Origin of the sequence: Paenibacillus xylanilyticus, from assembly GCF_013359935.1 — a bacterium.
Taxonomy (GTDB): Bacteria; Bacillota; Bacilli; order Paenibacillales; family Paenibacillaceae; genus Paenibacillus; species Paenibacillus xylanilyticus.
Window position 1 is genome coordinate 33,610 of sequence record NZ_JABMCB010000158.1, and the last position, 12,487, is coordinate 46,096.

General features: G+C 48.3%; 10 protein-coding genes. 1 reads left to right on the plus strand and 9 read right to left on the minus strand.

The genetic code is table 11. The features are described from left to right. Positions 1-138: 138 nt before the first annotated feature. From HP552_RS05750 to pth, 6 genes are all read right to left on the minus strand, one after another. Positions 139-1,851, minus strand: a complete 1,713-nt coding sequence (locus tag HP552_RS05750; RefSeq protein ID WP_175394644.1) for a putative polysaccharide biosynthesis protein — start codon at positions 1,849-1,851, stop codon at positions 139-141. A gap of 191 nt (positions 1,852-2,042) precedes the next feature. Next, positions 2,043-2,585, minus strand: a complete 543-nt coding sequence (spoVT, locus tag HP552_RS05755) for a stage V sporulation protein T (RefSeq protein ID WP_175394621.1) — start codon at positions 2,583-2,585, stop codon at positions 2,043-2,045. Positions 2,586-2,868: 283 nt separating this feature from the next. Then, on the minus strand, positions 2,869-4,044 hold the full coding sequence (locus HP552_RS05760) for a peptidylprolyl isomerase (protein ID WP_175394622.1): 1,176 nt from the start codon (positions 4,042-4,044) through the stop codon (positions 2,869-2,871). Then, entirely contained in the window at positions 4,028-7,555 is a 3,528-nt protein-coding gene (gene mfd, locus HP552_RS05765) for a transcription-repair coupling factor (RefSeq protein ID WP_175394623.1), read from the minus strand. Before mfd ends, HP552_RS05760 begins: the two co-directional genes overlap by 17 nt. Positions 7,556-7,831: 276 nt before the next feature. After that, positions 7,832-8,062 (minus strand): anti-sigma-F factor Fin, encoded by a 231-nt coding sequence (gene fin, locus HP552_RS05770; protein ID WP_175394624.1) that lies wholly within the window; start codon positions 8,060-8,062, stop codon positions 7,832-7,834. Positions 8,063-8,163: 101 nt separating this feature from the next. Next, positions 8,164-8,724, minus strand: a complete 561-nt coding sequence (gene pth, locus HP552_RS05775; protein ID WP_175394625.1) for an aminoacyl-tRNA hydrolase — start codon at positions 8,722-8,724, stop codon at positions 8,164-8,166. 140 nt (positions 8,725-8,864) lie between these two features. Between pth and HP552_RS05780 the strand changes: the two genes are divergently transcribed. After that, the gene (locus HP552_RS05780; RefSeq protein WP_024633712.1) at positions 8,865-9,065 is read left to right on the plus strand and encodes a hypothetical protein; all 201 of its coding nucleotides are present in this window, start codon (positions 8,865-8,867) and stop codon (positions 9,063-9,065) included. Positions 9,066-9,176: 111 nt separating this feature from the next. On the opposite strand, the gene HP552_RS05785 is transcribed toward HP552_RS05780, so the two are convergent. From HP552_RS05785 to spoVG, 3 genes are all read right to left on the minus strand, one after another. Next, positions 9,177-10,130, minus strand: a complete 954-nt coding sequence (locus HP552_RS05785; RefSeq protein WP_017691370.1) for a ribose-phosphate diphosphokinase — start codon at positions 10,128-10,130, stop codon at positions 9,177-9,179. Between the two features lie 103 nt (positions 10,131-10,233). After that, positions 10,234-11,625 (minus strand): bifunctional UDP-N-acetylglucosamine diphosphorylase/glucosamine-1-phosphate N-acetyltransferase GlmU, encoded by a 1,392-nt coding sequence (gene glmU, locus HP552_RS05790; protein ID WP_217506329.1) that lies wholly within the window; start codon positions 11,623-11,625, stop codon positions 10,234-10,236. Between the two features lie 397 nt (positions 11,626-12,022). Then, a complete protein-coding gene (gene spoVG / locus HP552_RS05795; RefSeq protein WP_017691372.1) occupies positions 12,023-12,307 on the minus strand; it encodes a septation regulator SpoVG in 285 nt (94 codons plus the stop codon). Positions 12,308-12,487: the final 180 nt, after the last annotated feature.

Genomic DNA, 12,487 nt, shown 5'->3' on the forward strand with positions numbered 1-12,487 from the left:
GAACCATCCTGTCCGCACACCTCCCTTTTCCCCATGGAAATAAGGAGCTTGTGCAGAACAGCGCTCTATAATCACACGTATTATACCAGAATCAGGGGATTTCCTATAATCCTGCATTCAAAAGCGGTCGAGATCCTGCTAGCGCAAGACACGCAGTCTGCGCAGCAATTTGGCCAGGCGCGGTCCCAGCTTGGGGATCGCGGCCAGGTCTGTGGCGGTCAGCAGCCCCATTCGGGCTGACGCCAGCAAGAACACGGCTGCACCTGCGGCAATGCCAAGCAGGCTTATGCCCACCGCGGCCAGCCTGCGATCGGCCGCGATGCCCATGCCGCCGAGCACCGCTCCGGCAGCCCAGGCCATGCCTGCCGCCGCCACGCTCATGGCGGCGATCACCAGCGCCGGCTTCGCCAGGACGGCGCCAGGAGCAGGGCGCAGGGCGGCACGCCGCGCCAGCAGCGCCACATTCAGGCCAGCCGCCAGCATATAGGCGGCTGCGCCTGCCAGAGCCGCGCCGCTGATGCCCAGCGCCGGCACAAGCAACATGTTCAGCAGCGCCTTGACGCCTGCGGCGGCGAGCATGCTGAACGCGGGTGCGCGCACGGCGCCGAGGCCCTGCAGCAGCGCCGCCGCGATGATGCTGACGGTGCTGCCCGCTGCCGTCAGCGCCATGTACCGCAGGGCTTCGGTGCCTGCGGCATCACCGTACAGCATGCGGTTGATCGGTTCTGCCAGCACCGCCAGACCAGCGGATGCTGCCAGGCCGATTAACCAGAACCAGCGCAGCGCAATGCCTGCCTGCTGCCTCACGGCTTCCGGCCCGCCCTTCAGCCGTGCTTCGGCCATCGCCGGAATGAATAGCACGGATAGTGACGTAGCAAGCATCGTCACCAGCTGCACAAGCGGCAAGCCCCGATTGTAAATTCCGAACGACACCATGGATTCGACTTCATCCAGCCCTTCAATCCTTAGGAGCCGGGGCACCGTGAAGGTATCCACCAGGTTCATCAGGGGCACAGCGAGCGAACCCAGACAGACCGGAATGGCATAGAGCAACAGAGTCCTGATCCATTGACCATTGGTCCGAGCCTGCTCACGCTCATTCGAAATCGCTCCTCCCGTCTGAAGCCTCTGTTGTTCCTTCTTGGTTTCTAATCCTTGTAAGCGATCCATCTCTTTTTCTGATAAACCAGTTTTTTTGCTCTTTCGCCCATGACCATATAGATATGCCAACATGGTTACCAAACCGACAATCCCTCCTGCAACGGAACCAAGCATGGCTCCCGCAGCAATCGTCTCCAGTGATGCATCATGCCTCATAAGCCATAGCAGCAGCACAATCATCACCGTAACACGGATCGTCTGCTCCACGACTTGAGATACAGCGGTAGGCACCATCTGCTGTAACCCCTGGAAATATCCGCGGAGACCCGTCATCAATGGGACAAATAACAGCGCGAGCGAAGCAGCCCGGAGGGAAGGAATGACATGTCCATTACCAATAAGATGACCTATAAAGGGTGCACCCATGTACATCAATAATGCCAGAATTAGTCCGATGCTTCCGAGAAGGATGGAAGACAGACGGATAATCCGTCTGCCCTCCTCCGGTCTTCCCAGCGCATTTTCCTCAGCAACAAACTTGGATACTGCAACAGGCAGTCCTGCGGCAGCCACCGTAATGATAAGCATATAGAACGGATATACCGTGTTATAAATGCCAAAAACACCGTCTCCCCCTAGATTCTGTAGCGGAATCTTCTGAAAAGCACCGATGATTTTGGAAATAATGGCAGCAAGCCCTAGTATAAATGCACCCTGTAACAATCTAGAGCCAGTAGACGGCTGTTTCATAAGTCCCTCCTGCGGTTGTCCAAGCATTATATATCCTGTAAGCATACCTTGCTATTATACCTGCCTGAAGCCGCACAGACTAACCTTCTGCATAGATCAGCTTTTTCCGTTCTCACTTCTTGCTCGGAAACATGTCTCCAAACGCAAAAAACTCCTGTCTGCCAGAAAGGCACCAGGAGTTGATCTGCTGTTTATTGTTCCATCTGTTTGCCAAGGAAGCCGGCAGCCGTCTCAGACATTTTAACTTCCATCTGGGACATTTTCACCGATTCATCCTTGTTAAACAGAATAACGGTTCCAATGGGATCTCCACCCGAAATGATGGGTGCAATGACAAAAGAGGATAACGTTTCGTCATGATCCTTGCTTAGCTCGTAGGAGCCACTGCCTGTCTCCACAATGGTCTTCCGGTTTTCCATGCAGCTCTCCACCAGCTGGCCTACCTGCTTGTCCAAATATTCCTTCTTGGAGCCACCAGCTACCGTAATAATGGTATCACGGTCAGAGATCATGGTTACATGACCTGTACTTTCGTACAACGATTCAGCATATTCTTTGGCGAAATCGCCCAGTTCGCCGATTGGCGAATATTTTTTCAGAATGACTTCTCCGTCACGGTCCACAAAGATTTCAAGTGGATCTCCTTCACGAATCCGTAACGTACGGCGAATTTCTTTTGGAATGACCACACGGCCGAGGTCATCAATACGGCGGACAATACCAGTAGCTTTCATTTCACATGTTGCCCCACTTTCTCGAGAAGATTTTTCAACTACTGTTCCATAATGGGTAGAGGAAAGTCCCAGAACGTTTAGTGTGATATCTTGACCATAGTATTCATCTGTTCCCATTTCCTTATACATGCATTAAAGAATATAGTTGTGTTCATTCCACAGAAGGTGACCATGTACCCAGTACGCTGCAGTACACACAAAAAAAAGCAAGGGGCAGGCCATTAGTCCTCCCCTTGCTTCTCTCTATGCTTGTCCAAAAGGTACCTTTACCCCGTCTTGATTCTTACTTGCTGCTTGTATCTGCACTATCACCTGTTGTTGCATCTGCATCTGTACCAGTTGTACCTTGGTCAGTCTTCTTGTCAGTGCTAGTGGATTCATCGGTTTTGGTTTCCGTAGATTGATCACCTTCGGTTCCAGTTCCCGTGCCAGTACCCGATGTACCATCCGTACCTTCAGTTGTACCTTCTTCAGCTTTGTCTGTTTTTGGCAGGTTTACTTCTTTGACGACCTTGTCCAGTTCGTTCGTCATGAACGTATCGATCTCTGCAGCTGCCAATTGACTTTTGAGTGTTTCTTTCTGTTCATCCGTCAATTTGCTGTAATCCGCTTCCGTACGGGATTCCACCTTCATCACGTGATATCCGTATTCGGTCTCAACCGGATCACTGATTTTGTTGAGAGGCAATGTTTTTGCAGCTTCCTTGAACGCGTCTACCCAGTTGGATACAGGGGTATTTTCGTACAATCCGCCTTTTTCCGCAGAACCTGGATCTTCGGAGTATTCTTTTGCGATTTTTGCAAAGTCCTCACCCGCATCCAGTTTGGTTTTAACTTCTTTTGCAATTTTCAATGCATCTTCTTTTTTACGTTCTTTTTGTGTATCCGGATCGGTGAAATTAATCAGGACGTGACGAACCGAAGCCGTTGTGAACTGATCCTTATTCGTTTCAAATTCCTTTTTGATGGCATCTTCCGTAACGCCAGTCTCTTTGTCCTTAATTACGGTCATGATGCGAGTCATGTAATCCTTGATGTTTTGATCTGTCAGGTTTTGGGCTTTCAACATTTCAGTCCATTGATCAGCTTGAACAGAAGCTTTCATTTTATCGAATTGTTCAGTTGCTGTTTTTGCACCTTCTGTTTTAGCTTCCTTGCTCGCCTTGCCACTCAAATATTCATAAGCAACTTCCTGGCGCACCAGGTAGTCCTTGAAATCATCCATCTCCATCATTTGTGCATATTCCGGATAGAGGAATTTCATGACCCGTTGCTCCATGTCGAATTCATTGGCTGTAATTGTACCACCATCGTAAGTAGCCACAACAGCACTTGTATCATTCGTTTCCGGTGTAGCTGCTTCTTCCTTCTTGCCGCATGCAGCAAGCAATGATAGGGATAATACTGCGACCATACTCACGGAGAGTACTTTCCCTACTTTTTTATACTTTGGTAACATCCTTTAGTTCCCCCTTTGATTTAAAAGCACTCTTCATGGACTCCAGGAATTTCTCTACCAGTTCCATCAGTTGCTTGTCCCCAAGCCCTTTGCCTTTGACATGTATAAGCATATGGGGTCCTTGTTCAAATTGTACACGTCTTTCGAACTGATTTCCAATGTGCGCAATTTTCGAGAGCTCAAATGCATGTTCACGGCCTTCATAGAACTTCACGGTAAGATCATCACCACGCTGAGTAATGGACTCAATTCCGTAGATTTTACCGTAAACCTTTAACCTGGCAACGGCCATGAGATTAATAACGGCTTCCGGAAGATCTCCGAATCGGTCAACCAGTTCGTCTTCCAGTTCCATGGCATCGTCGAAAGAGGCAATAACCGCCACTTTTTTGTAAATTTCAATCTTCTGTATACTGTCATAGATATAATCCGACGGCAAATAGGCATCGATACTGAGATCAAGCGTGGTGTTCCATTGATCGGACGGTACCGGCTCTTCACCAAGCATGGTGACTTTGCGTTTGTTAATTTCCTCAGCCAGCATCTGAGAGTACAGATCGAATCCAACCGAAGCAATGAAGCCGTGCTGCTCTGCACCCAGCAGGTTCCCTGCACCACGGATCGACAGATCGCGCATTGCAATTTTGAAACCTGACCCGAGCTCGGTAAATTCCTTGATCGATTGCAGTCGTTTCTCTGCGACTTCGGTCAGCACCTTGTCCCGTTGGTAGGTAAAGTAAGCATATGCAATTCGATTGGACCGGCCTACGCGCCCACGGAGCTGGTACAGCTGGGAAAGGCCCATTTTGTCCGCATCATGGACAATCAGGGTATTCACGTTCGGAATATCAACCCCTGTCTCGATGATACTTGTGCTGACAAGCACGTCATATTCACCATCCAGGAAGTCCAGAATGGTTTTCTCCAGCTCAGTCTCCGACATCTGACCATGTCCTACGCCAACTTTGGCGCCCGGAACCAATTCCGAGATTTCAGCCGCCATCTCCTGAATTCCTTGGACACGGTTGTACAAATAATAAACCTGACCCCCACGAGCCAGTTCCCGCTCAATCGCTTCCCGAACAAGGGCCTGACTGTGTTCCACAACATAGGTCTGCACCGGGAAACGGTTCTCTGGCGGTGTCTCGATAACCGACAGATCACGGACACCCAGCATGGACATGTGGAGCGTACGCGGAATCGGTGTAGCCGTCAGCGTGAGCACGTCCACGTTTGTTTTCAGCTTCTTCAGTTTTTCTTTATGTGTTACACCGAAGCGCTGCTCTTCATCGACGATGAGCAGTCCAAGATCCTTGAATACCAGATCTTGCGACAACAACCGGTGTGTTCCGATGACGATGTCAACCGTACCACTTTTAATGCCTTTGGCCGTCTCATTCTGTTCCTTCCGGGAACGGAAACGGCTAAGGACATGAATATTGAATGGATAACCCGAGAAGCGCTCGCGGAATGTTTCATAATGCTGCTGTGCCAGAATTGTGGTAGGAACGAGTACAGCAACCTGTTTGCCCTCAATTGCCGCTTTAAAGGCAGCACGAATGGCGACCTCGGTTTTCCCGTAACCGACATCTCCGCATAGCAGACGGTCCATGGGACGATTTTGTTCCATGTCCTTTTTAATTTCCTCGATCGCACGCACCTGATCACGGGTCTCATCATAAGGGAACATCGCTTCGAATTCCTGCTGCTCGGCAGAATCCTTCTCGAAGCCAAAACCTTTCGAAGTCTGACGTTCCGCATAGAGCTTGATCAGATCGTCAGCGATATCCTGTACGGATGTACGAACTTTATTTTTGACCCGTGTCCATTCATTACCGCCCAACTTGTAGATCTTGGGTTCTTTCTCTTCTGACCCGACATATTTCTGAATCAGATCAATCTGCTCGATCGGTACCGACAGTTTATCCCCACCGGCGTAGAGAATATGCATATAGTCCTTATGAATGCCGCCAACCTCGAGCGTACCGATGCCAAGATATTTGCCAATCCCGTGATTTTGATGGACGACATAATCGCCCACTTTCAGCTCACTATATGATTTAATCCGTTCAGCATTATCGACATTACGGCTTGGTTTGCGCGCTTTGCGCTGCTTCTGGGAGAACATCTCACCTTCGGTTACAACTGCCAGATGTATGGACGGCATCTCGAATCCAGTCTGCAAGTTACCGATGAGCATTTCTGGTTCCGGTATATCGTAATCCATAAGCACGCGCCGCATGCGGTCGAGTCTTTCTTCCCCGCTTGCCAGCATGAGTACATGCACTCCGGCCTTCTGCCAACGTTCCATCTCTGCCTTAAGCACATTCATCTGACCGTGGAAATCCTGCATGCCACGACTGATAAAATTCAGAATGTTCTGAGGCTGTGTATGTGGAACCTGACGCAAAAAGATCGACATAAACAGTGTCTGGAATGGACGCTCATACAGCAGTTCATCCCCGTCTGCCGATAAATGAAGATCAGGAAGAGTTTTCCCGTTTTGCATCAAATGCAGGTTCCACTCCGACTCATCCCTGTCGAGCTGCTTGGACGTTTCAGCCAGTCGTGCAGGCTCGTCAAGAACAAGCAGCGTGTCCTCTGGCATGTAGTCGTAGATTGTCTTATGTTCCGGATATAGAGGTGATATATATTTGTACATTTCAGAGAAATATACATGCTCCCTCAGCAGCTCAATCTCCCGGTGAATCTCTTCACGAAGACGCAGCTTAGCTTGTCGGTCAGTCATTTTCTCAAGCTGCTGATCCAGCAGGACGACAGCCGCATCTGCAGCCTTCTCCATGCGCTCACGGTCAGCAATTAACTCTTTACATGGCAGCACTGTAACTTCTTCAATTCGTTCAATGGAGCGCTGATCCGCCGGATCAAACGTTCGTATGGAATCAATCTCATCATCAAACAGTTCCACCCGATAGGCAATGGATGAAGTCACGGGATAAAAGTCGATAATTCCGCCGCGTACGCTCATCTCGCCGCGAGATTCAACCCGCTCTACACGTTCATATCCAAGCTTCACCATCTCCAGAAGGAACGAATCCAAGTCGAGTGTACTGCCTTGTTTAATTGTAATTTGGGCACTCGCCATCACTTCCGGAAGAGGGACATAACGCCGCACGCCGGAAAATGGAATAACAACAACGCCCCTAAAACCCTGGGCGCAGCGGACCAACACATCAATACGCTGACCCAATGTTTCCGGACTGGAAACAGCGGCTTCAGCGGCAACAAGTTCATTGGCAGGATAGAGCAGTACCTGATCCGGTGAAAGCGCTTCCTGTAAATCTTCTGCAATTTTTTGTGCGGAAAACATATTGTGTGTAACGACAAGCAGTGGTCGGTTCATCTCTTGATGCAGAGCTGCCAACATGATCTGGCGCGCCGATCCGGACAATCCTGAAACCAGCTGCTCCTTCATACCGGACGTAATACCGGCAGTAATGGATCCAAAATCGGGATCTTTGGAAAAAGCCTGTATAAGTGCTTGTAACAAAAGGGGCACCTCTCTTATAACTTACTTGATTACCTTACGCCTAGGCGCAGCATCATCATTTTAAATTGGATACAAATTCCTTTTTGTCCTGTTTCATCATATAGGATTACTCGCTTCATTGCCACAACAGGTTGAACCGATTAACTGATTTCATGATGGTCATTTTCATTTCAAAACTGAAAAGAAGCCTCAGCAGGCTGCCAAGGCTATAAAGGTGGAGCGGTATTCCGCACCCGCCATCATCTGTTATCAATACTTCGCTGCGAACCAGGCTTATTATTGAAGCGGGCTCGCAAGCAGGCTGAGCTCAGGATTGAGTTCAATTGCTTCCTTGCAGTAATCGCAAGTAATCCGAACGGTAATATCGCCACCGGAATTATACGCTATTATATCCCTCCGCTCGTCGGGGGTCAAGAAATGAAAGCCTAACTGGGCTTCTGATATTCGGGTAGAATCGATTCGTCCAATAAAAGTACGGCAATGCCTGCATACATAATTCACTGACATGTCTATGCCTCCTGAACACGGTTTATACGTCCAGTATGCCCATTATGACTGAATTGAACCCGACTTTGATCAATTTTTCCAGTGTCTTCTCCTTACAAGTCCTACCCGTTGAACTTGGCCATTGTCTGCTCAAACGTATGGTTCAGACTGTGCTCCAGTGCATCACAGGTTTGCTCAATAGTATGCTCAAGTGCTTCCTTCTCTTTCTTCATAAATGTCGACAGCACATAATCCACAATGGCATGTCCTGGCTCTGGACGGGATATACCCATGCGTACCCGGTTAAACTGCTGTGTGCCTGTATGCTGAATAATGGATTTGATTCCATTATGACCTCCGGCACTGCCTTGATAGCGCAGTCTGACTTTGCCAATTTCAGTGTCCATGTCGTCATAAACGACAATCAGGTCTTCCAGACTAACTTTATAAAAATCCATATATGCCCGTACCGATTCGCCGGACAGATTCATGAACGTCATGGGTTTGATCAGTACGGTTTTGACACCGCCAATATTCCCTTCCCCAATTAACGCCTTGCACTTGCTCTGGGTAATTGAAATTCCATGACGACTGGCCAGTTGATCCAGTGCCATAAATCCGATATTATGTCGTGTTTTGGCATAGTTTGGGCCGGGATTCCCCAGGCCTACAATCCACTTCATCTTATTCCCTCCTTCGGATCACCATGAGGTGAGGCATAGACTTCGAATGTTATATTTCATATAATATCAAGAAAGTGAACTTCCTATTTACTGTAATTTTCACGATTATTATTTCATTAACCCAGGAAGGTGAGCGGGTTTTGCGCGAAGATAACGGACAACTGACTCAACATAGCGATTTTATCTATCATCTCGAATACCATGTACCTGTACAGGTATATGACCGCGACACCCATATTGAGATCGGATTAATTACACGTTTCGATAATCAATTTGTCGAAATTGCCGACACTCTTTTTCATCGGCGGCGCTTCCGCTTCATTTCACGGCCGGGATATTAACATCAATCCATCCGGCTCTTCATGCTTTGCATTAAAATGGCACGCCGACAGGGGTTACATTTTCCGTTCTACCGGAAAACGTAACCCCTCTACTACTTTGTGCAGACATCCTTATTCAATTTCAAACAGCTTGCTGATTGACAATTCCTCATGAACCCGGATAATGGCTTCTCCGAGCAAAGGTGCTACAGACAACACTTTGAGTTTGCTTGTCGGATTGGCATGCGTAATTGGAATGGTATCTGTTACGATAACTTCCTTAAGCGGTGCATTCTCCAAACGTTCCATCGCTGGTCCGGACAAAACCGGGTGCGTACAGCATGCATATACTTCCTTCACGCCGCCTTCCATCAGTGCGTTTGCACCCAGCACAATCGTCCCCGCCGTATCGATGATATCATCGATCAAAATCGCCGTTTTGCCTTCAATGTTACCGATAATGTTCATAACTTCACTTACATTCGGCTCCGGACGACGCTTGTCAATAATCGCCAGAGGTGCGTTCAGGAAATCAGCCAGCTTCCGTGCACGAACTACACCACCGTGGTCAGGCGATACAACAACGGGATTTTCGATCTGTTTGGAACGGAAATATTGAGCCAGAATAGGCACCCCAAGCAGATGATCCACTGGAATATCGAAAAATCCCTGGATTTGCATGGCGTGCAAGTCCATTGCGATAACACGGGTTGCCCCTGCTTTTTCGATCAGATTCGCTACCAGTTTTGCCGTAATTGGGTCACGCGAACGTGCCTTACGATCCTGTCTTGCGTAGCCGTAATACGGAATTACAACGTTAATTGTCTTGGCTGATGCCCGTTTCAGTGCATCAATCATGACGAGCATTTCCATCAGGTTGTCATTAACCGGCAAGCAAGTGGACTGCACGATATAAACGTGACAGCCCCGAACGCTCTCGGAGAGCTTCACTTGAATCTCACCATCGCTGAAGCTGGTTGTGTGAGATTCGCCCATAGGAATTCCGATATAATCAGCAATTTGATGGGCAAGCTTGGGGTTAGAATTGCAAGTAAATATTTTTAATTTCGAATCAAAATAAGTCATAAAATAAAAACCCTCCGTGCTGGTTCATTGGAATCTATAAGCGTCTGCGACATGTCGGCACCTCCCGATAGATCAGGAGGCAAAATCTTGTTATCAAAACCCCTTATTCGGGTTTGGCATTTTGTTTCTTGGCTTTGGCACGTCCGCGAATCTTCTCCGCGTACCCAGGTTTGTTCTCCTGGCGAGGACGAGCAATAGCCAGATCGTTCTCCGGAACGGAATGTGTAACGGTGGAGCCGGCTACCACATATGCGCCTTTTCCTACCGTGATGGGTGCAATCAGATTGACATTGCTGCCTACGAACGCATCATCTTCGATTGTCGTTACAGCTTTATTATATCCATCATAATTAACCGTTATTGCCCCGCATCCAACATTTACGTTCTTACCTACTTTAGCATCCCCAATATAGCTGAGATGTGATACTTTGGATCCTTCATCAATTGTAGCATTTTTCACTTCGACAAAGTCACCAATTTTTACTTTACGGCCCAGCTTGGTACCTGGACGCAGGTAAGCAAAAGGTCCTATCGTTGTCTCTTCGCCAACTTCGGCTTGGGACAACACGGAATGTTTAATGGTAACACCATTCTGAATGATACTATCTTCAATATCGGCCTGAGGACCAATATGGCAAGCTTCGCCAATGGAAGTTGTCCCTTTCAAAATAGTTCCCGGGTACAATACCGTGTCTGATCCAATCGTAACATCAGCTCCGATATATGTCGATGTCGGATCAATGATTGTAACACCGTTCAACATATGTTTCACTGCCAAACGTTCACGCATATATGCTTCGGCTTGGGAAAGGGCGAGTCGATCATTGACCCCAATGGATTCCGCGATATCATCTGACATGTAAGCTTCAACCACTTCTCCATCGTTGCGGAAAATCCCAACAACATCTGTCAGGTAATATTCACCCTGGGCGTTCTGGTTCGTCACTTTCTCCAGTGCAGCAAACAATTTTGCATTATCAAAGCAGTATGTCCCTGTGTTAATCTCATTCACAGCATCTTCCTGCTCCGTGCAGTCCTTCTGCTCCACAATGCGTTGTACAGAACCGTCTTCTCCGCGAATGACGCGGCCGTAGCCTTTAGGGTTGTCCAATTGAGCCGTCAACACTGTGGCAGCAGCACCGCGACTCTCATGAAGCTTCATCAGTCCTTCCAGTGTTTCACTGGTTACCAGAGGTGTATCCCCACAAACAACGATGGTAGACCCTTCCTCACTGCCAAGCAAAGACTTAACCTGCTTCACTGCGTGACCTGTCCCGAGCTGTTCAGCCTGAAGTGCATACTCTGCCTTGGAACCCAAAAATGACTGTACCGCTTCGGCCCCATGACCGACCACGACTACACTGCGTTCAACGCCTGCGCGAAGAGCCGCATCCAGCACGTGACCCACCATAGGTTTACCACATACGGGATGCAGCACTTTGTACAATTTCGATTTCATTCGTTTACCTTGCCCTGCAGCAAGTACAATTGCCATTCGTTTCAAAATTCACGACCTCCTGTTCTGAAAACCCCATCGAAATGCCCATCTTCATGGATCATTCTCAATGAGTATCGTTCAGCCGGCCTGAAGCCGGTCTTGTTCATCGCCTGCTGTCTCTGTAATCACACGTAACAACGCGGACACGAGCAATCGTGACCTATATGTATACGCCGTGTACCTGCGAGCCTTAACCGAATCCCAATGACTCTTAAGATGCCGCCCTGTCACCAAGCGCACGCTGCGCTATTGTTTTCCTCAACATTTTCCAGCAATGAAGCTGCAAAATGTTCCTCTTTGAATAAACTCAATACTGAATATATCTTATTCCGGTCAAAAAGAAAAGAGAGCCATAAGACATGGCTCTCTTTTCCTTCGAACCCCAATAATGTTCTCAGGCACCTTCTTCAATGACTTCTTCCTCAGTTGCAGCGCGATCATACTCAGTCAAAACAGCAGCCTGAATCTTCTCACGAGTACCGGAAGAGATCGGGTGGGCGATATCACGGAATTCTCCGTCAGGAGTCCGCTTGCTCGGCATAGCAACAAACATTCCGTTGTTCCCATCAATGACGCGAATGTCATGAACGACGAATTCGTTATCGATGGTAATGGATGCGATAGCCTTCATTCTCCCCTCCGAGTTAACACGGCGGAGTCTGACATCCGTAATTTGCATGTGTGTGTTCACCACCTTTTTCCATCAGAACTTGGTGTATAATTCCACACAGCCTATACGAACTCCTTCTTTTTATAACCACAAAAATGTCCTAATTTCAGGAATTTTTTTATTTAATACACAATTCGACAACGTTAGAGCCGGGTCGATGGAATAGAACCTTTCCCGACATGTCATTCG